Consider the following 23,597-nt stretch of genomic DNA (forward strand, 5'->3'; position numbering starts at 1 on the left):
TACCGATACCACCCACACCGCCAAAGCCAGCTTGCGCCTCAAGCGTAAAGCTGCCGCCTGGGATGATGAGGTCAGAATGAACATGCTCGGACTCAGACCATTATGCTAGGCGAGTGCGGAGCCCCTGATTTTGTAATGGTGTTTAGATTTGTAAACCCGGAGCAACAGAGCGTTTACAAATTTCTACACTGAAAATATTCACATGTTATAACAGCGCGGACATACAACAGGAGTGTCTGTTTGTGCGCAGTAATCCGCGCGAAAAAATCGCCCCGATCCGCTCGCCAAGGAAAACACCGGACACGAACGCCCTTGATCAATACGTGGTATAAACCTCGCCCAAAGTAATACGAGAGAGATCAGTTCCGTGCCGTTCGGCTTCTACATCATCATGGCTGCGCAATTTTTCTCTGCGCTGGCCGACAATGCGCTGCTCATTGCCGCTATCGCGGCATTGCGTGAAATGCATGCCCCGGAAGCCTACGAACCCTTACTGAAAACCAGCTTCACCCTCTCCTACGTCGTACTCGCCGCCTTTGTCGGCGCCTTTGCGGATTCGATGCCGAAAGGACGGGTGATGCTGATCAGCAACAGCATCAAGATTGTCGGTTGCGCGCTGATGTTCTTCCATGTCCATCCACTGTTCGCCTACGCCATCGTCGGCCTGGGCGCCGCCGCCTACTCGCCGGCGAAGTACGGCATCCTCACCGAATACCTGCCGCATCGCCTGCTGGTCGTCGCCAACGGCTGGATCGAAGGCCTCACCGTCGGCGCCATCATCCTTGGTGTCGTCATCGGCGGACTCCTGATCGAGCCCAAAATTGCCGCTCACCTGCTGGTGTTCGATCTGCCGTTCATCGATACCGGGCTCGACACTGCCGGCGAAGTAGCCATCACGCTCATCATCCTGCTTTATGTGATCGCCGCCCTGTTCAACCTCTACGTCCCAGATACCGGCGTCGACCACAAACCGCTGAAAAAGAACCCCTTCTATCTGCTCCACGAATTCGGCCACTGTCTGAGCCTGCTCTGGCGTGACCGCCTGGGCCAGATTTCGCTGGCGGTGACGACCTTGTTCTGGGGAGCGGGCGCGACATTGCAATTCATCGTCATCAAATGGTCGGCGGTTGCGCTCGGCCTCGACCTTTCGGCATCGTCGATGCTGCAGGGCGTGGTCGCCTTCGGGGTTGCCGGCGGGGCGATCATCGCCGCCCGCTTCATCACCTTGCGCAAGTCGCTCGGGGTCATTCCGCTCGGCATCGCCATGGGCATCGTCGTGCTGGTCATGAACTTCGTCCACCACATCTGGCTGGCCATTCCGCTATTGATCCTGATCGGCGGTCTTTCCGGTTTCTTCGTCGTGCCGATGAACGCCCTGTTGCAGCACCGCGGCCACATCCTGATGGGCGCCGGACATTCGATCGCCGTCCAGAACTTCAACGAGAACCTGTCGATCCTGATCATGACCGGTCTCTATTACGTGATGATTCGCGCCGACCTGTCGATCTACTGGATCCTCACTCTGTTCGGCCTGTCGGTCAGCGCCCTCATGTACCTGATCCGCAAGCGCCACCTGGCGAACCAGCGCGACCGCGACGACGTCATCCATCTCGACGATTCGGCGCACTGACCGACCGCCTTGGCAGGCTTGCTACATTGTCGGTCCGCAAGCCGACAACATCGCTCTTCCTCCCTGCAAACCCCTTGCCCCGCAAGCCTTTGAAAAAGGAACGTTTTTTGCTTAGCCGAACAATCGGCGACGCCGCAGCCAGATCGGCGACGGTGTCAGAGCAAAAATCCAAAATTCGGGCAGGGGACAAGACATGGCAGTTTATAAAGGCATCGAGATCGACGATGCGCTGACCGGCAGCATGCGCCACATGCAGGGCGTCGAGGATTACCGGGAAGTGCTGGGTAAATTGCAGGCTGCCTGGGACACCCTCGCCCTGCTCGGCCAGCTGACCGGCGCCGCCACCGAAATGACCGGCACCCGCGAAGCCTTCGAGCGCCTCACCGGCGATCTCCTCAACCGCCTCGGGCAGGAAACCCGGCGCAAGGCAATCGCCGAACTGCGCGCCAAGGCGCAGACCAGCATCGACATCCTGGTCCGCAACCTGTTCGAACGCACTGCCGACATCGGCTTCCTGGCCGCCGACGACGACATCCGGGAATTCCTTCAGGGCGACGGCGAAACTCGCGAAGCGCTGGAAGCACGCTTTCACGAATACGTACAAAAATATTCCGTCTATGCCGACATCGTCCTCTTCCGCGCCGACGGCCGGATCGCCGCCCGCCTGATGCCCGGTAGCTGCGAGGCCTGCGCGCACCCCTTGCTCGACGATGCCAGGTCGACGACCAGCGCTTACGTCGAATACTACGGCCCGGCCGACTTCCTCGCCCCCGGTCAGCACCTGCTCTATGCCTACCGCGTCGAGGACGCCGCCGGGGAATGCCTCGGCATCCTGGCCCTGCATTTCCGTCTGGAAGACGAGATGCGCAGCATCTTCGCCAATCTGACCGGCACCGGCGACAGTTGCCTGCTGGCCAACTTCGACAGCGGCGGCCTGGTGGTCGCGACATCTTCGCCCCTGCAGCTACCGGCCGGCACGCAACTGGATGACAGCCTGCGCCAGGCCCGTGGCGACGTCGTCCGCCTCGCCGGCCGCGAATACCTGGCGATCGCCTGCGCCGCCCACCCTTACCAGGGCTATCCCGGCCCCGGCTGGTGCGGGCTGGCGATGGTCCCGCTCGAGTTTGCCTTCGAGCGACGCGACAGCGAGCTACTCAAGCATATCGACAGCGCCATACTGCAAACCGTTGCCCACCAGCCCAAGTTGTTCAACGACGAACTGCGCTTGATCCCGCAACAGGCCGAACGCATTCAGGAAGACCTCAACCGTTCGGTGTGGAACGGATCGGTCCGCCAGGTGGATAACAACAGCGGCAACGCCGCCTTCGCCAAGACCCTGCTCTGGGAAATCTCCAGCACCGGCCGCAAGACCCAGGCAGTGTTCGAACAATCGATCGGCAACCTGCACGAAACCGTCGTCGCCGCGCTGCTCCAGAACGGCATCTCGCGCGCCGCCTTCGCCATCGACGTGATGGACCGCAATCTCTACGAACGCGCCAACGACTGCCGCTGGTGGGCGCTCAATGCAACCTTCCGGCGAGTTCTGAGCGAACCCCGCGTCAGCCCGGAAGATGCCGTTCGCTGCGGCGAAATCCTGCGCTACATCAACGGTCTGTACACGGTTTACGCCAATCTCATCCTCTACGACGCCCACGGCCAGGTCATCGCCGTTTCCGACAGCGAGCAGGCAAGCCTGTGCGGCACCCGCCTGCACGAGGAATGGGTCGGTCGCAGCCTCGCCCTCGACAACTCGCAGGGCTACGTCTGCTCGCATTTCGCGCCGACGCCGCTGTACGGCAACCGGCATACCTACATCTACGCCGCCGCCATCCGCGATCCGCAGGACAGCCGCGTGGTCGGCGGCATCGGCATCGTCTTCGACGGCCAGCCGCAGTTTGCCGCCATGCTCAACGACGCCCTGCCGCGCGATGCCGCCGGTCAGCCGATCGCCGGCACCTTTGCCCTGTTTGCCCAGCGCGATGGCAGGATCGTCGCCAGCAGCGACCCGCGTTTCGCCATCGGCAGCACCATTGCGCTCAGTGCAAGCCAGCGCCAGCTCGGACGCGGCGGACGCATGGCCGACATCATCACTCAGGATGAACACTACTTCGCGCTCGGCACCGCCGTTTCCGCGGGCTATCGGGAATACAAGACCAGTGACGGCCACAGCGACGAAATCCTCGCCCTTTCCGCCTTCCCGCTTGGCAAAGCCGGCGCCGTCAGCGATGACAAACGCAGGAACAGCGCCCCGGCGGTTGGCAACCGTGCCCGCCGCCTGGGCAACGGCGGCGACTGCATCGAGATCGCCACCTTCTTCATCGGCCGCCAATGGCTCGGCATCCCCGCAACCGACGTCATCGAAGCCATCGATGCCGACGACCTGACCCCGGTATTCGGCGGTCGCAGCGACCTCGTCGCCGGCGTCAAGATGTACCGCGGCAACCTCATCTCGGTCGTCCATCTCGCCCGCCTGCTGCAACCCGGCGCGCCGATCCCCGAGCGCGTCCGCCAGATCGTCGTCGTCCGCACCCACGGCAAGACCTGTCTGGGCCTGCTGGTGGACGAACTGGGCGAAATCCCGGAAATCTCGCGCGACGAAATCAAGGCGGTCAACCACATGGCCGCCGCCGGCGACGCCCTGACCGTCGGCATCGTCGAAGGCATGCGGCGCAGCGAAGACCGCCACGGACTGCTCTCCATTCTGGCCAGCGACCGTCTCTGCCACCGTATCGGCTGCCACTGCGAGACACCGGAAGCTCCGCGCACCATCGAACTGGCGATCGCCAGCCGGGCGGGACCGGCATGAGGCATACTCGGGCACCGATCACCACTTCCCGGGTCGCCCGATGATCCCATTGCAAGACTACGCCTCAGTCACTCCCTACATCACCAAGGATGGCTCCGAGATCCGCGAACTGATGCACCCCAAGGTTCACGGCAACCGCAGCCAGAGCCTGGCCGAAGCCACCATCCTGCCCGGTTGCAAAACCGAACTGCACCGCCACGCGCAAACCGAAGAGCTTTATCACATCACCGCCGGCCACGGCCGCATGACCCTGGACGACGAGACCTTTCCCGTCCAGCCTGGCGACACCGTCTGCATCCCACCCGGCACAGCGCACTGCATCGAGGCCGTCGGCGAGGAGACGCTGAAGCTGCTGTGCTGTTGCTCACCGGCTTACGATCATGCGGATACGGAATTGCTTCATGGCTGAAACCCCCATCACCTAAAGACAATTGCTTACTGAACAAACATCAGCCTTTCACGGCAAGTACTACGCCTGGAAGCTCACTCGAACTTGGTGAGAAATTCAACCTTCCCGCCGAAGTCGTCGACGCCCGCATCTGGAAAGACCTGCAACAACGCGGCACTTACGCCCCGTTCGACCACGACGTAATCAGTGTCCGCTCCTGCCATGTCGCCGCCCGAATGGAACAGGCCATCGGTAGCATTCCCCGGGACGTCGCCGTTATCGACGAGGCTCCAGGCCAGCAATACCCACGAGCCATTCACGAAACGTTGGTCGGTCAGCCAAGCGAACGACGTGTCGATGAACCAGGATTTCATCGACACGTTTTTTCGATATGTCGTCGCCGTCGACACGAGATCAAAACGTGTCGATGTTTTTAAAAAGTATCGACACGTTTGATTGACCTGTCGCCAGCAAGGACATATCCTCCAGACCTGTCGCCAAAAATCGATTTCGACACCATGAGCCCCGCTGACTGGCATCCGGAACAGCCCTACAACGCCCTCCCCCTCCTGCCGCCCGGTCAGGAGATCGAAACCCGAGCGGTGCTCAAACGCTGCATCACCGCGCGGGCCGCCCTCGCCGAGCTCAAGCAGGCTGCCGAGCTGATCCCCAATCAGGACATGCTCATCAACACCCTTCCCCTGCTCGAAGCCAAGGACAGTTCGGAAATCGAAAACATCGTCACCAGCACCGACAAGCTCTTTCAGTTTGCCCAAAGCGACAGCCAGGCCGACCCGGCAACCAAGGAAGCCCTGCGTTACCGCACCGCGCTCTACCGCGGCTTCCGCTCGCTCGCCGAGCGTCCGCTATGTACTGCCACGGCCATCGAGGTTTGTCGCACGACCAAGGGCGTGGCCATGGATATCCGGCGCACACCCGGTACCCGTCTGGCCAACGACCGCACAGGCGAAACCATCTACACCCCACCGGAAGGCGAAACCCGACTGCGCGACCTGCTTTCCAACTGGGAGAAATTCCTGCACTACGAGGAAGACATCGATCCCCTGGTGCGCATGGCGGTTGCCCATTACCAGTTCGAGGCCATCCACCCCTTCACCGACGGCAACGGCCGCACCGGCCGTGTCATCAACATCCTCTACCTGATCCAGCAAGACCTGCTTGGCTTGCCCATCCTCTACCTGAGCCGGCACATCATTGCCCACAAGGCGGACTACTACCGGCTTCTGCTCGACGTCACGCGTCATGGCGCCTGGGAGCCCTGGATACTCTTCATGCTGCAAGCCGTTGAAGAAACCGCTCAATGGACCACCGCCAAGATCGCCTCCATCCGCAGCCTGGCCGAGCACACCGCCAAGCACATCCGCGAAAGACAAGCCAAGATCTACAGCCGCGAACTGGTCGACGTCATCTTCGAGCAACCCTATTGCCGCATCGCTAATCTGGTAGAAAAGCAGATCGCCCAGCGCCAGGCGGCCTCAAGCTACCTCAAGGAACTGGTCGGCATTGGTGTACTGAAAGAACTGCAAGTCGGCCGGGAAAAGCTGTTCACCCATCCCAAGCTGATGCAACTCCTCACCCGCGACAGCAACCAGTTTGCGGCATACGCCTAAACCAGCACCCCCTGTTGCATCGCCAAATGGCAACTCCCTTGGCCACAGATGGCTTTTAGTTTGAGGCATACTCGAGAAACGTCATTAACCAACTTGGTCCCGAAACACATGGAATGGAGCCAAACAGAAGTTGAAGCCACGGTCGCTGACTACCTGCACATGTTGTGCCTGGAACTGTCCGGTCAAAACTACAACAAATCGGCTCATCGAAAGCAACTGCTGGGCAAACTAAACGGGCGCTCAGAAGGCGCCGTTGAGCGCAAGCACCAAAACATCAGCGCCATTCTTCTGGAAAACGGTTGGCCCTACATCAACGGCTACAAACCATTGGGCAATTACCAAAGCATGCTCAGGGAAATTGTCGAAATACGGCTGCGCAACGATCCATCACTCGACGAAGCCGCAATCCAGGCAACCATTTCCCCTGCCACGACGCCCTTGCTGCAAGACTATGCAAAAGCCATGGTCAATCCTCCAGAACAACATTGGGTGGCGAGAGAGCCAACAGCAATTTATCGCTTGCCGCAGCAACGTGACTACCTTGAGCGTGAAGCTCGCAATATCTCGCTAGGACAAGCTGGCGAAGCCTTCGTCGTCAATTTCGAACACCTGCGTTTACGTGCAAGTGGTCAAACCAAGCTAGCAGACAAAGTTGAACATATTGCCCGTAGCCAGGGCGATGGCCTCGGCTTCGACGTTCTTTCCTTCGAAACAGATGGTCGCGAGCGTTTCATCGAGGTCAAAACCACCGCCTTCGGCAAGGAAACACCGTTTTTCATCAGCCACAACGAAGTCGGCTTTGCCCGGGAAAACGCCGAGCAGTTCCACCTTTACCGAGTCTTCGATTTCCGGCGCACTCCCCGCCTGTTCGACCTGCCCGGTGCCGTCGAACAGCATTGCCGGATGAGCCCGAGCAACTACATCTGCCGTTTCGCGTAAGGTCTATCCTGCTTCAAACCCCGAAGCTGAGGGCTTAGCACCTCGCCCCTGTTAGAATTGCTCCCTTTTCGCCGCCCTGAATTCCATGAGCAAACCCGCCGACAGCCCCAAGCACACCCCGATGATGCAGCAGTACCTCGGGCTCAAGGCGCAGCATCCGAACACCCTGCTCTTCTACCGCATGGGCGACTTCTACGAGCTGTTCTACGAGGACGCCGAGAAGGCAGCGCGCTTGCTCGACATCACGCTGACCACGCGCGGGCAGTCGGCCGGGGTGCCGATCAAGATGGCGGGCGTGCCTTTCCATTCGCTGGAGCCCTACCTGGCACGGCTGGTCAAGATGGGCGAGTCGGCGGTGATCTGCGAGCAGATCGGCGATCCGGCAACTAGCAAGGGCCCGGTCGAGCGCGCCGTGTCGCGCATCGTCACGCCGGGAACGCTGACCGACGCGGCGCTGATCGACGACAAGCAGGATGTCTGGCTGCTCGCCGTCACCACCTTGCGCAACACCGCCGGCATCGCCCGGCTCAACCTGGCGAGCGGCGAATTCATCCTGATCGAGGTGGCGGCCGAGCAGATTGCCGCAACGCTGGAACGCGTCCGCCCGGCGGAAATCCTCTACCCGGAAAGCTGGACGCCGAATTTCGGCATCGACGTCGCGCGCACCCGCCAACCGGACTGGTATTTCGATTTCGACTCGGCCAAGCGCCTGCTCTGCGACCAGTTCGAGGTCGCCTCGCTCGCCGGTTTCGGCGCCGAGGGTTTGAAACCGGCGATTGCCGCAGCCGGCGCCCTGCTCCAGTACGCGCAGGCGACGCAGTCGGGGAAGTTGCCACACCTGCGCGGGCTGAGCGTCGAAATCGAGGGCGATTACCTGGGGCTCGACCTCGCCACCCGGCGCAACCTGGAACTGACCGAAACGCTGCGCGGCCAGCCCTCGCCGACGCTCTTCTCGCTGCTCGACAACTGCGTCACCAGCATGGGCTCGCGCCTCCTACGCCACACGCTGCACCATCCGCTACGCGCGCGGGCGATTCCCGCCGAACGCCATGGTGCGGTCGAGGCGTTGCTCGACGATTACGGCCGCCTGGCCGGTGCCGTCCGCAAGAGCCTGCGCGGCATCGCCGACATCGAGCGCATCGCCGGCCGCATTGCGCTGAGGAACGCCCGCCCGCGCGACCTCGCCAGCCTGCGCGAATCGCTCGCCCGCCTGCCGGAACTGCGCGCGCCGCTGGCCGAGGCCAACGCCGACCTGCTGGCACAGACCTACGACGAACTGGCCGTGCCGGCCGAAACGCTCGACCTGCTGGTGCGCGCCATCGCCGCCGAACCGGGCGCCCAGGTGCGCGACGGTGGCGTCATCGCGCCGGGTTTCGACGCCGATCTCGATGAACTGCGCTCGCTCAACGACAACTGCGGCGCCTTCCTCGTGGACATGGAAGTGCGCGAACGCGAGCGCACCGGCATCAGTAGCCTCAAGGTCGAGTACAACAAGGTGCATGGCTTCTACATCGAAGTCACGCACGCCAACGTCGACAAGATTCCCGACGACTACCGCCGCCGGCAGACGCTGAAAAACGCCGAGCGCTACATCACGCCGGAGCTGAAGGCTTTCGAGGACAAGGCGCTGTCGGCGCAGGAACGTTCGCTGGCGCGCGAGAAACTGCTCTACGAGGGCATCCTCGACGCCCTGCTGCCGGTCGTCCCGACCCTGCAGACGATTGCCCGCGCCGTCGCCCAGCTCGACCTGCTGGCCGGCTTCGCCGAGTCGGCCTTGAAACGCAACTGGTGCAAGCCGGAATTCGCCGCCGAGACCTGCCTCGCCATCGAAGGCGGCCGCCACCCGGTGGTCGAAAACGAACTGGCGCAAAGCGCCGAGACCTTCATCGCCAACGACTGCCGGCTCGCCGAAGAACGCCGGCTGCTCTTGATCACCGGCCCGAACATGGGCGGTAAATCGACCTACATGCGCCAGGTCGCGCTGATCGCCCTGCTCGCCCACATCGGCAGCTACGTGCCGGCGACGCGCTGCGTGCTCGGCCCGCTCGACCGCATCTTCACCCGCATCGGCGCCTCCGACGACCTCGCTTCCGGGCGCTCGACCTTCATGGTCGAGATGACCGAAGCCGCCGCCATCCTGCACCACGCGACCCACCAGAGCCTGGTGCTGATGGACGAGATCGGCCGTGGCACTTCCACGTTTGATGGCATGGCACTGGCTTTCGCCATCCTGCGCCACCTGATCGACAAGAACCGCAGCCTGACGCTGTTCGCCACGCACTATTTCGAACTGACCCGGCTGTCGCACGAATACAGCGAGCTGGCCAACGTGCACCTCGGTGCCGTCGAGCACGCGCACCGCATCGTCTTCATGCACGCCGTCGAGGAAGGCCCGGCCAACCAGAGCTACGGCATCCAGGTCGCGGCGCTGGCGGGAATTCCAGCCAGCGTCGTGCGCGCGGCAAAGAAGCAGTTGCGCGAGTTCGAGCAGCGGGCAACGGTCGATCCGCTGCAACCGGATCTGTTCACGCAAGCCGTGCCGGAGCCCGAAATTGCCGAACCGCACCCGGTACTCGGCCAGCTCGCCGCCATCGACCCGGACAGCCTGACCCCGCGCGAGGCACTGGATGCGCTGTACGCATTGAAGAGCCAGCTACGGTGAGTCGGCATCCGTTTATTGCCGGATTCCGGCGCGGCGCGGCACTGGGCGCGCTGCTCCTGCTCGCCGCCGGTGCCCACGCCGAACTCTGGCGTTTCGGGCTGATCGGCGACGTGCCCTATTCCGACAGAGAGCGCGCCGAGCTGCCGAAGATTCTGGAGGCGATCGCCGACACGCACGTCGATTTCATCGCCCATGTCGGCGATATCAAGCACGGCGCCGATCGCTGCGACGACGCCGTCTTCGAGGACCGCCGGCAACTATTCAACGCTAGCCGGGTGCCTTTCGTCTTCGTTCCCGGCGACAACGAATGGAGCGATTGCTGGCGCGTCAGCAACGGTCACTACCAGCCGCTGGAACGTTTGAACAAGTTGCGCAGCCTGTTCTGGCACGACGGCCTGTCGCTGGGGCGGAATAAAATGGCGCTTGAACGCCAGCCCGGCGGCTACCCGGAACACGCGCGCTGGCGCCTGGGGCCGGTACTGTTCGTCAGCTTCAACCTGCCCGCCAACAATAACTGGGGACTGACGCAGCAGCCATCGGCTGAATTCCTCGCCCGCAATCCTTACGTGCTGGCCTGGCTCAAGGAAAATTTCGCGCTGGCGCGGCACGAAAAACTGCGCGGCATCGTCCTGATGTTCCAGGCCAACCCGGGCTTCACCCACCATGCACAGGGTTTTGCACACAGCGGCTTCCGCGATTTCCTGAACACCTTGCGCGAAGAAACGCTGGATTTCCCGGGCGAAGTGGTGGTCGTTCACGGCGACACCCATTTCAGCCGTATCGACAAGCCGCTACGCGATACGCGCGGCAAGCGGATTGCCAACTTCACCCGGGTCGAGACTTTCGGCTACCCGTTCATGGGCTGGTCGCGCGGCGTCATCGATACCGATGCGCCTGCGCTGTTCCGCTTCGAAACCCATCCCTGGCCGCCACTCAGTGGCAGGTTTCCCCATCTTCGTCGGCGTCGTGCACATGGCCGTGCTCGACCTCTTCCGCACTGGCGGCGCGGATCGCCGTCACCGTGCAGGTGAACACCAGCGCACTGCCAGCGAGCGGATGGTTGCCGTCGAGCACCACCTTGTCGTCGGCGATGTCGGTGACGCGGTAGATGACGAAATCGTCATCGCCGCCGTCTTCCGGGCCGCCTTCGAACTGCATGCCGACCTGCAATTCCTTGGGAAAATCCTTGCGCGGTTCGATCTGCACCAGTTCCGGGTCGTATTCGCCAAAGGCTTCGTCCGGCTGCAACTTGACCTGGACCGATTCACCGATCGTCTTGCCCTGCAGGGCTTCCTCGATCTTCGGGAAGATGTCGTCGTAGCCGCCGTGCAGGTAGATGATGGGATCACGCCCTTCGTCGACGACTTCGCCGTCCGGATTGGTGACGTGGTAGTCGAGGGTGATGACGGTATTCTTGGCAACCTGCAGGTTCATGAATCGAGTTCCTTCACGAGGCGCAGCACTTCGAGTGCATGGCCCTTGTAATTGACGTTGTACAACGCATGGCGGATGAGACCGTTGCGATCGATGACAAAGGTGGAACGGACGATGCCGAATTTCTTCTGACCATCCACTTCCCGGGCTTGCCATACCCCGTATTGCTGACAGACGCTGCCTTCCGCATCCGACAGCAGGCGGGTACCGATGCCCTCGCGGTCGCGGAATTCCTGATGCTTCAGACAGTCGTCGCGGTTGATGCCGAACAGCACGCAGCCCAGCCGCTGGAAATCCCCCTCGTGATCGGAAAAATCGGTGACCTCGCGGGTACAGCAGGGCGTGCAATCCTTGGGATAGAAAAACAGGACGATGGTATCGCGCTTCAGGTAGCCGGCCAGATCGACAGTCTCCATGTCGGCATCCGGCAGGGAAAATGTCGGGGCGCTATCGCCATTCTTGAGCAGCATGTCGTTCTCCTTCAGCGCTCGGTGCGAGACCGCTGGAGACGATTCTAACTGAGCGATTTGCCCGTGGCTACTGGGTTTTTGGGGATTCGAGCGGAGCGGTGACAGCGGGCCGTTCGGGTATCTGGACAAAGATTTCGTCCTGCTTCACCATGCCCAGTTCGAAGCGCGCCCGCTCCTCGATCGCCTCGTAACCCTGCTTCAGGTCACGGACTTCGGCGTCGAGGCCGGCGTTGCGGATTTCCAGCTGGCGCGTCTCTTCCTTCTCGAGCTTGAGCTGGCGGTCGTACTCCCATACCTTGAGCCATCCTCCCTTGCCCAGCCACAACGGGTACTGGAGGAGGACGATCAAGGCAAGGAGGCCGACCGTCAGCCAGCGCATGAACGCTTAGCGCAGGTTGTAGAAGGTTTCGCGGCCCGGATAGGACGCGGTATCGCCGAGATCTTCCTCGATGCGCAGCAACTGGTTGTACTTGGCGATACGGTCGGAACGCGACAGCGAACCGGTCTTGATCTGACCGGCGTTGAGACCGACGGCGATGTCGGCGATGGTGCTGTCCTCGGTTTCGCCGGAACGGTGCGAGATCACGGCGGTGTAGCCGGCGCGCTTGGCCATCTCGATGGCGGCGAAGGTTTCCGACAGGGTGCCGATCTGGTTGATCTTGATCAGGATCGAGTTGCCGATGCCCTTCTGGATGCCTTCCTTGAGGATGCGGGTGTTGGTGACGAAGAGGTCGTCGCCGACGATCTGCACCTTGCTGCCCAGACGGTCGGTCAGCAGCTTCCAGCCGTCCCAGTCGCCTTCGGCCATGCCGTCCTCGATCGAGACGATCGGGAACTGGTCGGCCAGGTTGGCGAGGTAGTCGGTGAATTGCTCGGCGGTCAGTTGCAGGCCTTCGCCGGACAGATGGTAGCGGCCGTCCTTGTAGAACTCGGAGGCGGCGCAGTCGAGCGCCAGCAGCACGTCCTGGCCGGGCACGTAACCGGCGGCCTCGATCGCCTGCATGATCACTTCCAGGGCTTCGGCGTGGCTACCCAGGTTGGGGGCAAAGCCGCCTTCGTCGCCGACGGCGGTCGAATGGCCCTTCTTGTCCAGCAACTTCTTCAGTGCGTGGAAGATTTCGGCGCCGCAGCGCAGCGCTTCGCGGAAGGTGTTGGCGCCGACCGGCATCACCATGAATTCCTGGATGTCCAGGCTGTTGTTGGCGTGCGCGCCGCCGTTGATGATGTTCATCATCGGCACCGGCATCTGCATCGGCGCCATGCCGCCGAAGTAGCGGTAGAGCGGCAGGCCGGATTCTTCAGCAGCGGCCTTGGCGACCGCCATCGAGACGGCGAGGATGGCGTTGGCGCCGAGGCGCGACTTGTTGTCGGTGCCGTCGAGTTCGATCATCGTCTGGTCGACGAAGGCCTGTTCCTGGGCGTCGAGACCGATGATCGCTTCCGAGATTTCGGTGTTGATGTTCTCGACCGCCTGCATGACGCCCTTGCCGAGGTAACGGCCCTTGTCGCCGTCACGCAGTTCGATGGCTTCGCGCGAGCCGGTGGAGGCGCCGGACGGCACCGCGGCGCGGCCCATGACGCCGCTTTCCAGCAGCACATCGGCCTCGACCGTGGGGTTGCCGCGGGAATCCAGAATCTCGCGGGCGACGACATCAACGATAGAACTCATGTCTCTTCCTTATAAACAAAAGGTTACAGATACTTCTTAAACAAAAACTTTAAATCTTAAACTCTTCGAAACCGGCAGCCTTGACCGCCCGATCAAGGGCGACCAGGGTAGTCAGCAGGCTTGCCATGCGGTCGAGCGGCCAGGAATTCGGGCCGTCGGAAAAGGCCTTTTCCGGGCAGGGATGGGTTTCCATGAACAGGCCGGCGATGCCCACGGCAACCGCCGCCCGCGCCAGCACCGGAACGAACTCGCGCTGACCGCCGGAGACCGTGCCCTGCCCACCCGGCAGCTGCACCGAGTGGGTGGCGTCGAAGACGACCGGGCAGCCGGTCTCGCGCATAATTGCCAGCGAGCGCATGTCGGACACCAGGTTGTTGTAGCCGAAAGAAGCGCCGCGTTCGCAGACCATCAGGTTGTCGGCGCCGCCGTTGACCTCGCGCGCCTTGGCGACGACGTTCTTCATGTCGCCCGGCGCCAGGAACTGGCCCTTCTTGATGTTCACCGGCTTGCCGCAGGCGGCCACGGCATGGATGAAATCGGTCTGCCGGCAGAGGAAGGCCGGCGTCTGCAGGACGTCGACGACGCTCGCCACCTGGGCGACGTCGGCTTCGCTGTGCACGTCGGTCAATACCGGCACGCCGACCTGGGCACGAACGTTGTCCAGGATCTTCAAGCCGCCGTCGATGCCGGGTCCGCGCACCGAGGTGCCGGAGCTGCGGTTGGCCTTGTCGTACGATGCCTTGAAGATGTAGTTGATGCCGAGCCGGGCGCAGACTTCCTTCATGTGGCCGGCGACATCGACGCAAAGCTGTTCCGATTCGGCAGTGCAAGGACCGGCGATCAGGAAAAAAGGCTGGTCAAGACCAGCCTCGAATCCGCATAGCTTCATGCCGATTTACCCTGCTTGCTGGTCAGCGCCGCCTGCACGTAGGACGTGAACAGCGGGTGACCCTGACGCGGGTTGGAAGTGAATTCCGGGTGGAACTGGCAACCGACGAACCACGGATGGACCTCGGTCGGCAGTTCGACCATCTCGCAGAGGTCGGTGCCCGGTGCTCGGCCGGCGACGACCAGCCCCTTGGCCTCGAGTTGCGACAGCAGGGTGTTGTTCACTTCGTAGCGATGGCGGTGGCGTTCGGTGATTTCCGCCTTGCCGTAGATCTGGCGCGCCAGCGAACCTTCCTTGAGGCGGCAGACCTGGCCGCCAAGGCGCATGGTGCCGCCGAGGTCGGAATCCTCGCCGCGCTTCTCGACCTTGCCGGAAGCGTCGAGCCACTCGGTGATCAGGCCGATCACCGGGAACGGCGTGTCGGCGACGAATTCGGTCGAATGCGCGTCCTTCATGCCGGCGACGTCACGGGCGAATTCGACGACCGCCATCTGCATGCCGAGACAGATGCCGAGGTAAGGCACCTTGTTCTCGCGGGCGTAGCGGATCGCCGCGATCTTGCCTTCGGTACCGCGCCGGCCGAAACCACCCGGCACCAGGATGGCGTCCATCGTCTCGAGGACGCCGGTGCCTTCCTTCTCGATGTTCTCGGAATCGATGTACTCGATATCGACCTTGCATCGGGTATGGATGCCGGCGTGCTTGATCGCTTCGATCAGCGATTTGTAGGACTCGGTCAGATCGACGTACTTGCCGACGAAGGCGATGCGCACCGTGTTCAGCGGGTGCTCCATGGCATCGATCAGCTTTTCCCAGACCGAGAGGTCGGCGGCCTTGGCCAGGATGCCGAGCTTGTGGCAGACGATCTCGTCGAGCATCTGCTCGTGCAGCATGCCCGGAATCTTGTAGATCGAATCGGCGTCCAGGCACTCGATGACGGCTTCCGGCATGACGTTGCAGAACAGCGCGATCTTGCGGCGTTCTTCCACCGGGATCGAACGGTCGGCACGGCAGAGCAGGATGTCCGGCTGGATGCCGATCTCGCGCAACTCCTTGACCGAGTGCTGGGTCGGCTTGGTCTTCAGTTCGCCGGCGGTCGGGATGTAGGGCAAGAGCGTCAGGTGCATGTAGCAGACGTTGTTGCGGCCTTCCTCGATGCCCATCTGGCGGATCGCTTCCAGGAAGGGCAGCGACTCGATGTCGCCGACCGTGCCGCCGACCTCGACGATGGCCACGTCGGCGCCTTCGGCACCGGCCTTGACCTTGCCCTTGATCTCGTCGGTGATGTGCGGGATGACCTGCACCGTCTTGCCGAGATACTCGCCGCGCCTTTCCTTCTTCAGCACTGCGTCATAGACCTGACCGGTGGTGAAGTTGTTGCGCTTGCCCATCTTGGCGCTGGTGAAGCGCTCGTAGTGTCCGAGATCGAGGTCGGTCTCGGCGCCATCCTCGGTGACGAAGACCTCTCCGTGCTGGAAGGGGCTCATCGTGCCGGGGTCGACGTTGATGTAGGGGTCGAGCTTGAGATGGGTAACCTTGATGCCGCGGGATTCCAGAATGGCCCCCAGCGACGCGGCGGCGATGCCTTTGCCCAAGGAGGACACGACACCACCCGTAACGAAAACGTATTTGGTCATGGAAAGACAGGCTGCGGGAAAGCAGAATGATAGCTGAAAATCCCCCGGCAGCGAAAGCCGTCTGCCACCGCGAAAGCGACTCGGCTAGAATTGTCGCTTCCTGAAAAACCACCCGGAAGTCTGCTCATGTCCCAATTTTCCTTTGACGTCGCCCTCGAAGATTTCGAAGCCAAGGTCCTCCAGGCATCGCTTGAAGTACCGGTGGTCGTCGACTTCTGGGCCCCCTGGTGCGGTCCCTGCCAGACGCTGAAACCGATGCTGGAAAAGCTGGCCGAAGAATACAAGGGCCGTTTCCTGCTGGCCAAGGTCAACTCCGACGAGAACCCGGAACTGGCCGGCCACTTCGGCGTGCGCAGCATTCCGTCGATCAAGGTCGTCTACCAGGGTCAGCTGGTCGACGAATTCAACGGCGCCCTGCCCGAGGGCAAGGTCCGCGAATTCCTCGACCGCATCGCCCTACCCGGTGGCAACGAGACCGACCTGCGCGCAGAAGCCGCCGCCCTGGTCGGCGAAGGCCGACTGGAAGAAGCGCTGGCCAGACTGGTCGCCGCCAGCCAGGCCGACCCGCAGGACCAGGCGGTGCAACTCGACGCCATCGACGTCCTGCTGCAACTCGGCCGCAACGACGAAGCCGCCCAGTTGCTGGCCGGCGACTACCCGAACGAACCGGATCGCGCCACCGCCCTGCGCGCCCGCCTGGCGCTTGCCCAGGGCGCCGCCGACAGCGCACCGCTCGAAGCAAGGCTCGCCGCCAACCCGGACGATCACGCCACCCGCCTCGAACTGGCCCGCGCCTACGCTGCCCAGCACCGTTTCCGCGAAGCGCTCGAAGCGGCACTGGAGGTGGTCCGCCGCGACCGCTTCTTCGACGAGGGCGCCGGCCGCAAGACACTGCTGCAATTCTTCGAGGCGCTGTCCGGCGAACAATACGACGACCTCGTCCGCGAGTTCCGCCGCAAGCTGTCGGCGGCCCTCAACTGACCCCCCCGGGCTGCATGTCGTGCAGCCCTTCCCCTTCATCCAGCCGCCGCCAGGTCCGCCCCGGGGTGGCTCGCCGAACCGGCCGGCACAGAAAGGCTTCGGTTTTCCGTAGTTGCAGATCAGGGCTTCAGGACCAACGCCATCTGCAGCAAAGACAGCTCGCATGTCGTACCCCGATGGCCGACGGAATCCCGGACAGAGTCAGATTGAAACGCGGTGGAATATTCCCCGGATGCGACTGATCATCGAGTGATTGACGGTAGCGCGCGGCGGCTCGACGCGGTGGCGCAGTGAAAGCTGCGGACGTTGCACGATTTCCCGGTGACGATCGATGCCCGACCGAATGCTGCGGACGGTCAACGTCTTGCGCATGGGTTTGGGCAGGAAGCGGTGGATCTGCCCCTGGTTGATCAGATCGGTGAGCAGCGAGGTGTCGCTGAACGAAGTCAGGACGATGGTCACGATCTGGGCATGAAAGTGCTTCAGGGTTTTCAGGAAGGGAGTGACATCCTCACCATCGACACGGGTTTCCGAGACGATGATCGATACCTTGCCCCGTTCGAGGATCGTCATGGCCTCGGCCTGCGAAGTAGCCCAGTCGAGGTGATAGGCACCGAGGAAATTTTCGTCGAGCAGGGCACGGATGGCAACGGCAACTTCCGGCGAGTCATCGAGCAGGAGGATTTCAAGAATTTCGTCAGGGGCGGGTGGTGGCGCTTCGACAGGGGCCGGGTCCCACAGCTTGATGGCGATTTCCATCGCTTCGCCGACGGTACGGCGGAAATCTTCCGCATTCCACGGCTTGTTGATATAGCGGAATATCTCCCCCTCATTGATCGAACCGATGATCGCTTCCATGTCGGAGTAGCCGGTCAGGAGGAGGCGCATGCTGGGAGGAGAATACTCGCGCGCCTGGCGCAGCAACTCGACGCCGGTCATGATCGGCATGCGCTGGTCGCTGACCAGAACGTGCACGCGTTCCTTGCGCAGGATTTCCAGGGCTTCGTGACCGTTGGTGGTCATCAAGACCCGGTAACTGGCGGCAAACAGCATGCGCAGGGAGCGCAGGATACGCTCTTCGTCATCGACAAACAGGATGGTTGGCCGGTCCGCCGGTAGCATCCCGGCTTTGCCGAGCGGACAAGGTGGTGCGGATTTGGCGATCAAACTCGTTTTCCTTTCTCTCGACCTCAGGTGCTGCGAGGGAGACTGACGCAGAAGGCGGAGCCCAGCCCCGGCTTCGATTTCACGCGGATGAGGCCTTTATGGTCCTGAACGATCTTGAAGGCGATCGACAGTCCGAGGCCGGTCCCCTGGCCAACCGGCTTGGTGGTGAAGAACGGGTCGAAAATCTTCTTGATGACTTCTGGAGGAATTCCCTTGCCGTTATCGGTCAGCACGATATGGACGTAGCGTTCGTCTGCCTGGGTACGGATGACGATACGACCGTCGGGCCGGTCGATTGCGTGGGCGGCGTTGGTTAGCAGATTCAGTATGACCTGATTGATTTGCGACGGAGCACAGCGTACCGTCGGCAAGCTTCCATAATTGCGTTCGACCTCGGCCTTGTGTTTGATGACGTTCCTGGCGATGAGGAGCGCGCTGTCGATGCATTGATTGATATTGACGTTGTCTACGGCTGCCTGGTCCAGGCGGCTGAAATTCTTGAGGTTGACGACGATCTCGGAGATTTGCTCCAGGCCGTACAGGGTGTCCTTGAACAGGGCATCCATTTCATCTTCCGGATAGACGGCTTGAAACCCGGCGTTGCGTGCTTCGAGTTCGGATAACCGCTGGTGGACTTCTTCGTCCGAAGCCTCGCCTGTCTGCAATGCCGACAGCAGGGCGTTGTGAGCGACGCCAATGTCCCGCAGCAGTTTGAACGCCTCGCTGGCCATTTCAAGATTGTTTTTCACGTAGCCGAGCGGCGTGTTTATTTCATGGGCAACGCCCGCCACCATCTGGCCGAGCGAGGCCATCTTTTCCGACTGAATGATCTGCGATTGCGAGGCTTTCAACAGGGACAGCGCGTTTGAAAGCGAAACGTTCTGTTCCGCCATGCGTTCTTCCATCCCGCGCAGCAGGTCGATGACCGAGCCAATGCCGTGGTACTGCCCATCCTTGATGAGGATGAAATCTTCAGTGATGGGGAAGGCGATGTTGCGGGTCACGAAGTGGCTGGCCTCTTCCATGGACTGATCGACAGAAACCAGCAAGGGCGCGGGATTCATGATCGTTTCGACCGGCTTTTTCCCCTGGATTTCCCGACCATACCTCGACATGAAGATTTTCTGCATGTTGTGCCGGCTGATGACGCCGACAGGCCGCCCTTCATTCACGATGGGAAGCGACAGCAGACGTTCATGTCGCTCCTGGAGAAAGATATCGCCCAGGGTGCCGATCAGGTGATGCGGCGCAATCGGTTCAACAGGCAGGCTGAGATCGACCAGGTTTCTCATGCGGGAATTCACAAATGCGTCAGAGGCGGTGGCCGATTTTCAACCACGAAGATTGCAATCAGGTGTCCAGGAACGAGCTTGCGGGACAATCAAACCTACTCACCCCATTTTGTAAAACTGCCCCGCCAGCCCCAGGGATGGGGCCACTGAACGTCAGCCAGCGGACAGGTCCGCCTCACCCGCGCCATGTAGCGCTAAAATCCTGCCATGGATACCGCCCGCGATCTCTACCTGAGCGCCACGCTGCGCCGGATCGAAGCCCGCCACGCCAACCTGCCGCTGATGCAGCGCGCCGGGCTGGCGGCCGCCGATTTCGCCGGCGAACTGGCCGATCCGCGCAACCGCCCGGTCCTCATCCTCGCCGGCCCCGGCAACAACGGCGGCGACGCCTTCGTCGTCGGCAGCCGGCTGCGCGAGCGCTTCTTCGCCGTCCATCTCGTCTTTGCCGGCGATCCCGCCGCCCTGCCGGCCGATGCGGCGGCGGCGCGCGAGGCTTTCCTGGCCGGCGGCGGCAGCACGCTCGGTGAGATTCCCGAGATCGATCATTGGGGACTGATCGTCGATGGCATCTTCGGCATCGGTCTCAGGCGCGCACCGGAAGGCCGCTACGCCGAGTGGATCGCCACCGCCAACCGGCTGGCGCAACGCGATGCCTGCCCGCTGCTCGCCCTCGACTGCCCGTCCGGCCTCGACGCCGACAGCGGCCGGCGCCCCGGCCCGTGCATCGCGGCGACGCATACGATCAGCTTCATCGCCGCCAAGCCGGGCCTGTACACCGGCGACGGCCCCGACCATGGCGGCGAGATCCGCATCGCCTCGCTCGATCTGTCGATCGACGAAGCCGACGGCCGGCGGGTGAGCCCGGCCGATTTCGCCGAACGCCTGCAGCCGCGCCGGCGCAACACGCACAAAGGCAGTTTCGGCAGCGTCGGCATTCTCGGCGGCGGCAAGTCGATGAGCGGCGCCGCGCTGCTCGCCGGCCGCGCCGCGCTCCGTCTGGGCAGCGGCCGCGTCTATCTCGGCCTGCTCGACCCGGACGCGCCGACCGTCGATCCGGTGCAGCCGGAACTGATGATCCGCCGCGTCGACACCCTGTTCCAGGCCGACCTCCAGGCGCTGGTCTGCGGCCCCGGCCTGGGTCACACCAGCGAAGCGGTGCAGTACGTCGAACAGGCGCTGAAATGTCCGCTGCCGCTGGTCCTCGACGCCGACGCGCTGAACATCCTGGCGGTCGATGGCCGGCTGGAAGGCAATCTCTACAACCGCATCGCGCCCGCCATCCTCACCCCGCACCCGGCCGAAGCGGCGCGCCTGCTCGGCAGTTCGGTGCGCGAGGTGCAGGACGACCGGATCGGCGCCGCCCGCGAAATGGCTGCGCGCTACGCCAGCCCGGTCGCCCTCAAGGGTTGCGGCACGGTGCTCGCCGCCAGCGACGGGCGCTGGTGGATCAACACCACGGGCAACCCGGGCCTGGCCAGCGCCGGCATGGGCGACGTGCTGAGCGGCTTGATCGCCACCCTGCTGGCCCAGAACTGGTCGCCCGAACAGGCGCTGCTCGGCGCCGTCCACCTCCATGGCGCCGCCGCCGACGCGCTGGTCGCCGCCAGCCACGGCCCGGCCGGCCTGACCGCCAGCGAGGTGATCGACGCCGCGCGCCAGGTCTTCAACGGCTGGCTGGCCGGTCGCCAGCGCTGAGACGGTGCCCGCCGCGGCGGGCTTATGCAAACGGACTTTCTCCGGTAGAGTGCGCAAACCGGCCATGCCGTTTTCCGCCGCCCGCTGCCCTGGAGGTCCGACCATGCAACGCACCCTGCTCTCCCTCTTCGTTTCGGCCGCGCTGCTCGCTGCCGGCTGCACCAGCCTCGCCCCGAACCGTCCCGTCCCGCTCGCCGAAACCCTCGCCAGCCACACCAGCGGCGGCCCGCTGGCGCTCGCCGACGGCGAGGTGCTGACCGACAACGACGCCGCCTTCGCCGCCAAGCTGGAGCTGATCACCGGCGCCCGCGAAAGCCTCGATCTCGCCTACTACATCTTCGCCGACGACTACAGTTCGACGGCGCTCTCCCAGGCGCTACTCGACGCCACCCGGCGCGGCGTCCGGGTTCGCCTGCTGCTCGACTATTTCAGCGCCTACGGCGATCTCGACCGCCTGAGCTGGCTCGAACGCGAAGGTGCCGGCAAGCTCGAGGTCCGCCTCTACAACCGGCCGACCGCCGAGATCATCCGCGATGCCGCCTACCTGACCACCAGTTGCGCCGACGTCGGCGTCGCCGGCCAGCAATGCGACGACGCCAAGCAGCGCGCGATCGAGCAGCAGTTTGGCGCACTCGCCGCCGCCGGCAGCGACCCGGCGGAAACCACCGTCGCCGGCTCCGGCCTCTTCCTTTCCGGCCTCTACGGCAAGCATCCGCAACTACTGGCCTACGCCATCAGCCGCGGCCAGGGCATCGATCCGCAGGCGCTCGCCGCCAGCGCCGGCAACGCCGACCCGGCGCAGGGCGAACGCCTGAAGGAACTCGGCAAGCTCTACTTCAAGGCCCGCTACAGCGGCGGCGTCGATGGCCTGAGCGCCCGCCTGAAGCTCGCCTTCGTCCGCCTCGCCTTCGCCGAGCAGGTCAACCCGGTGTTCGCGACGGTCGGCAGCTACCTGCCGCTGGCGCGCCAGAACAACAGCAGTGCGCAGCGGGACTGGGACTACCTGAGCGAATTCCTCCACCACAAGCTGCTGCTCGCCGACCGCCGCCAGCTCGTGCTCGGCGGGCGCAATGTCGAGGATGCCTACCACCTGCACCCGGGGCCGCTCTCCGCCAAATACAACTTCATGGACACCGACGTCCGGCTGCGCCTGGCCGCCCCGGACGCGACGCTCGCCGCCAGTTTCGACAATCTCTGGCAGTTGCCGATGAACGCGACGCTGGCCCAGGTGCGCCGCCATGCGCCGAACGAGCACCTGGCCAACTTCGCGGTTTTCGACGCCGCCCAGGAAACCTGCGCCAAGGGCAGCGACGCCGCCTGCGTCGACCGTTACCTCGAGCGTCACCTGCGCCCGCTGGAACAACGCATGGAAACGATCGCCCGCCAGCACCGGGAAAACCTGCAGCGTTTCCGCAGCGAATACCGCCCGGCAATCGCCGCCGCGCCGCAAACGATCGATGCCCAGGCGGCGATCCATTACCTGCAGAACCTGCCGCTGGTGGACAGTCGGCGCAGCTACGGCGCCCCGCTGCAGGACGAAGCGGCGCACGGCAAGCAAATCCACGGCCTGTGGCGCTCGGCCTTGCAGGCCGTGTGCGACGGCGCCGGGACGACGCGCGAGGTCTACATCCACAATGCCTACTTCTTCCTGCCGGCCAACCTGCTGCGCGACATCGGCGCCGCCCTCGACGGCAGCCGCGCCTGCCCCGGCGTGACGCTGACGATGCTGACCAATTCACTGGCCACCACCGATCTCAGCGTCGTCAACCTGCTCGCCGTCTGGCAGATGAAGGCGCTCGCCGATCACCTGCGCGAAACGGCGCCGGGCAACGCTGCCGCCCGCCTGCGCTACTACGAGTACCTGCCGCAGACCGACAAGCGTCTGTCGCTGCACAGCAAGGTGATGGTCTTCGGCGACGATGTCTTCATCGGCTCGGCCAACGCCGACGTGCGCAGCCTGATGATGGACAGCAACAACGGCATCTTCATCCGCAACGCGCCCGCCTTCGCCGACGGCTACCGGCAATGGCTGCGCGATATCGTCGCCGCGCCCGGCCGCGTCGCCGAACGCACGGCGGACCTCGGCAGCGAGCGCGACGCCCTGCTCGCCGCGATGGACGCCCACCTCGACCAGTTGCTCGCCCGCTACGCCGGCGAACGCCTGAGCGCCGAACAGCAGGCCAAGCTGCGGGCCGACGTGCGCGCCACGACGCAGCGGGTCTACGACTTGTCGCGCGGCATCCTGCGCGGCGAACGCGACGCCGCCAAACAGTTCAACGCGCTGTTCAAGGCAATCTGAGGCCCTGC

General features: G+C 63.3%; 19 protein-coding genes. 10 read left to right on the top strand and 9 right to left on the bottom strand.

All coding sequences use genetic code 11. The features are described from left to right. Positions 1-367 precede the first annotated feature (367 nt). The 3 genes from lplT to ACLIIZ_RS02855 all read left to right on the top strand — a co-directional run bounded on the left by lplT (position 368) and on the right by ACLIIZ_RS02855 (position 4,845). Positions 368-1,630: a lysophospholipid transporter LplT gene (gene lplT / locus ACLIIZ_RS02845; protein WP_416690694.1), complete on the top strand. Its 1,263-nt coding sequence runs from the start codon at positions 368-370 to the stop codon at positions 1,628-1,630. 193 nt (positions 1,631-1,823) lie between these two features. Continuing rightward, the gene (locus ACLIIZ_RS02850; protein ID WP_416690695.1) at positions 1,824-4,436 is read left to right on the top strand and encodes a chemotaxis protein CheW; all 2,613 of its coding nucleotides are present in this window, start codon (positions 1,824-1,826) and stop codon (positions 4,434-4,436) included. A 40-nt stretch (positions 4,437-4,476) separates the two neighbouring features. Further along, positions 4,477-4,845 carry a cupin domain-containing protein gene (locus tag ACLIIZ_RS02855; protein ID WP_416690696.1) on the top strand — a complete coding sequence of 123 codons (369 nt, stop codon included), beginning with the start codon at positions 4,477-4,479 and terminating at the stop codon, positions 4,843-4,845. Positions 4,846-4,919: 74 nt separating this feature from the next. Here ACLIIZ_RS02855 and ACLIIZ_RS02860 read toward each other — a convergent pair whose 3' ends face one another. After that, a complete protein-coding gene (locus ACLIIZ_RS02860) occupies positions 4,920-5,198 on the bottom strand; it encodes a hypothetical protein (protein ID WP_416690697.1) in 279 nt (92 codons plus the stop codon). 144 nt (positions 5,199-5,342) lie between these two features. On the opposite strand from ACLIIZ_RS02860, the gene fic reads away from it, so the two are divergent. The 4 genes from fic to ACLIIZ_RS02880 all read left to right on the top strand — a co-directional run bounded on the left by fic (position 5,343) and on the right by ACLIIZ_RS02880 (position 11,087). Next, positions 5,343-6,455 carry a protein adenylyltransferase Fic gene (gene fic / locus ACLIIZ_RS02865; protein WP_416690698.1) on the top strand — a complete coding sequence of 371 codons (1,113 nt, stop codon included), beginning with the start codon at positions 5,343-5,345 and terminating at the stop codon, positions 6,453-6,455. Positions 6,456-6,563: 108 nt separating this feature from the next. Next, positions 6,564-7,394, top strand: a complete 831-nt coding sequence (locus ACLIIZ_RS02870) for a protein NO VEIN domain-containing protein (RefSeq protein ID WP_416690699.1) — start codon at positions 6,564-6,566, stop codon at positions 7,392-7,394. 85 nt (positions 7,395-7,479) lie between these two features. Next, positions 7,480-10,056 carry a DNA mismatch repair protein MutS gene (gene mutS, locus ACLIIZ_RS02875; protein WP_416690700.1) on the top strand — a complete coding sequence of 859 codons (2,577 nt, stop codon included), beginning with the start codon at positions 7,480-7,482 and terminating at the stop codon, positions 10,054-10,056. Next, complete coding sequence (locus ACLIIZ_RS02880; RefSeq protein WP_416690701.1) at positions 10,053-11,087, top strand: metallophosphoesterase; 1,035 nt, start codon at positions 10,053-10,055, stop codon at positions 11,085-11,087. Before mutS ends, ACLIIZ_RS02880 begins: the two co-directional genes overlap by 4 nt. Here the strand turns inward: ACLIIZ_RS02880 and ACLIIZ_RS02885 are convergent. The 6 genes from ACLIIZ_RS02885 to ACLIIZ_RS02910 form a co-directional block, all read right to left on the bottom strand. Beyond that, positions 10,990-11,490 (bottom strand): FKBP-type peptidyl-prolyl cis-trans isomerase, encoded by a 501-nt coding sequence (locus ACLIIZ_RS02885; RefSeq protein WP_416690702.1) that lies wholly within the window; start codon positions 11,488-11,490, stop codon positions 10,990-10,992. The two genes, ACLIIZ_RS02880 and ACLIIZ_RS02885, sit on opposite strands and share 98 nt — an antisense overlap. Further along, positions 11,487-11,957, bottom strand: coding sequence for a peroxiredoxin (locus ACLIIZ_RS02890; RefSeq protein WP_416691088.1), 471 nt, complete (start codon positions 11,955-11,957; stop codon positions 11,487-11,489). The genes ACLIIZ_RS02885 and ACLIIZ_RS02890 overlap by 4 nt, the downstream gene beginning before the upstream one ends. 70 nt (positions 11,958-12,027) lie before the next feature. Continuing rightward, positions 12,028-12,339, bottom strand: coding sequence for a cell division protein FtsB (gene ftsB, locus ACLIIZ_RS02895; RefSeq protein ID WP_416690703.1), 312 nt, complete (start codon positions 12,337-12,339; stop codon positions 12,028-12,030). 6 nt (positions 12,340-12,345) lie between these two features. After that, the gene (gene eno, locus ACLIIZ_RS02900; protein WP_416690704.1) at positions 12,346-13,629 is read right to left on the bottom strand and encodes a phosphopyruvate hydratase; all 1,284 of its coding nucleotides are present in this window, start codon (positions 13,627-13,629) and stop codon (positions 12,346-12,348) included. A gap of 49 nt (positions 13,630-13,678) precedes the next feature. Further along, the gene (gene kdsA / locus ACLIIZ_RS02905; protein WP_416690705.1) at positions 13,679-14,518 is read right to left on the bottom strand and encodes a 3-deoxy-8-phosphooctulonate synthase; all 840 of its coding nucleotides are present in this window, start codon (positions 14,516-14,518) and stop codon (positions 13,679-13,681) included. Then, complete coding sequence (locus tag ACLIIZ_RS02910; RefSeq protein WP_416690706.1) at positions 14,515-16,155, bottom strand: CTP synthase; 1,641 nt, start codon at positions 16,153-16,155, stop codon at positions 14,515-14,517. Before ACLIIZ_RS02910 ends, kdsA begins: the two co-directional genes overlap by 4 nt. 126 nt (positions 16,156-16,281) lie before the next feature. Between ACLIIZ_RS02910 and ACLIIZ_RS02915 the strand changes: the two genes are divergently transcribed. Then, a complete protein-coding gene (locus ACLIIZ_RS02915; RefSeq protein ID WP_416690707.1) occupies positions 16,282-17,136 on the top strand; it encodes a tetratricopeptide repeat protein in 855 nt (284 codons plus the stop codon). Between the two features lie 201 nt (positions 17,137-17,337). On the opposite strand, the gene ACLIIZ_RS02920 is transcribed toward ACLIIZ_RS02915, so the two are convergent. Together ACLIIZ_RS02920 and ACLIIZ_RS02925 are read right to left on the bottom strand one after the other, a co-directional pair. Then, the gene (locus ACLIIZ_RS02920; protein ID WP_416690708.1) at positions 17,338-18,303 is read right to left on the bottom strand and encodes a response regulator; all 966 of its coding nucleotides are present in this window, start codon (positions 18,301-18,303) and stop codon (positions 17,338-17,340) included. A 23-nt stretch (positions 18,304-18,326) separates the two neighbouring features. Continuing rightward, entirely contained in the window at positions 18,327-19,595 is a 1,269-nt protein-coding gene (locus ACLIIZ_RS02925) for an ATP-binding protein (RefSeq protein ID WP_416690709.1), read from the bottom strand. 207 nt (positions 19,596-19,802) lie between these two features. On the opposite strand from ACLIIZ_RS02925, the gene ACLIIZ_RS02930 reads away from it, so the two are divergent. Beyond that, a complete protein-coding gene (locus ACLIIZ_RS02930; protein WP_416690710.1) occupies positions 19,803-21,290 on the top strand; it encodes an NAD(P)H-hydrate dehydratase in 1,488 nt (495 codons plus the stop codon). 103 nt (positions 21,291-21,393) lie between these two features. Further along, positions 21,394-23,589 (top strand): phospholipase D-like domain-containing protein, encoded by a 2,196-nt coding sequence (locus tag ACLIIZ_RS02935; protein WP_416690711.1) that lies wholly within the window; start codon positions 21,394-21,396, stop codon positions 23,587-23,589. Positions 23,590-23,597 lie beyond the last annotated feature (8 nt).

The sequence above is a fragment of the Azonexus caeni genome, assembly GCF_048146105.1.
Taxonomy (GTDB): domain Bacteria; phylum Pseudomonadota; class Gammaproteobacteria; order Burkholderiales; family Rhodocyclaceae; genus Azonexus; species Azonexus aromaticus_B.

What these genes read in the sequence shown, in the direction of transcription:
- ACLIIZ_RS02850 (WP_416690695.1), top strand. Translation starts at nt 1,824, where the DNA reads ATGGCAGTTTATAAAGGCATCGAGATCGACGATGCGCTGACCGGCAGC.
- ACLIIZ_RS02855 (WP_416690696.1), top strand. Translation starts at nt 4,477, where the DNA reads ATGATCCCATTGCAAGACTACGCCTCAGTCACTCCCTACATCACCAAG.
- ACLIIZ_RS02870 (WP_416690699.1), top strand. Translation starts at nt 6,564, where the DNA reads ATGGAATGGAGCCAAACAGAAGTTGAAGCCACGGTCGCTGACTACCTG.
- ACLIIZ_RS02910 (WP_416690706.1), bottom strand. Translation starts at nt 16,155, where the DNA reads ATGACCAAATACGTTTTCGTTACGGGTGGTGTCGTGTCCTCCTTGGGC.
- mutS (WP_416690700.1), top strand. Translation starts at nt 7,480, where the DNA reads ATGAGCAAACCCGCCGACAGCCCCAAGCACACCCCGATGATGCAGCAG.
- ACLIIZ_RS02915 (WP_416690707.1), top strand. Translation starts at nt 16,282, where the DNA reads ATGTCCCAATTTTCCTTTGACGTCGCCCTCGAAGATTTCGAAGCCAAG.
- fic (WP_416690698.1), top strand. Translation starts at nt 5,343, where the DNA reads ATGAGCCCCGCTGACTGGCATCCGGAACAGCCCTACAACGCCCTCCCC.
- ACLIIZ_RS02885 (WP_416690702.1), bottom strand. Translation starts at nt 11,490, where the DNA reads ATGAACCTGCAGGTTGCCAAGAATACCGTCATCACCCTCGACTACCAC.
- ACLIIZ_RS02860 (WP_416690697.1), bottom strand. Translation starts at nt 5,198, where the DNA reads ATGAAATCCTGGTTCATCGACACGTCGTTCGCTTGGCTGACCGACCAA.
- ftsB (WP_416690703.1), bottom strand. Translation starts at nt 12,339, where the DNA reads ATGCGCTGGCTGACGGTCGGCCTCCTTGCCTTGATCGTCCTCCTCCAG.
- kdsA (WP_416690705.1), bottom strand. Translation starts at nt 14,518, where the DNA reads ATGAAGCTATGCGGATTCGAGGCTGGTCTTGACCAGCCTTTTTTCCTG.
- eno (WP_416690704.1), bottom strand. Translation starts at nt 13,629, where the DNA reads ATGAGTTCTATCGTTGATGTCGTCGCCCGCGAGATTCTGGATTCCCGC.
- ACLIIZ_RS02930 (WP_416690710.1), top strand. Translation starts at nt 19,803, where the DNA reads ATGGATACCGCCCGCGATCTCTACCTGAGCGCCACGCTGCGCCGGATC.
- ACLIIZ_RS02925 (WP_416690709.1), bottom strand. Translation starts at nt 19,595, where the DNA reads ATGAGAAACCTGGTCGATCTCAGCCTGCCTGTTGAACCGATTGCGCCG.
- ACLIIZ_RS02935 (WP_416690711.1), top strand. Translation starts at nt 21,394, where the DNA reads ATGCAACGCACCCTGCTCTCCCTCTTCGTTTCGGCCGCGCTGCTCGCT.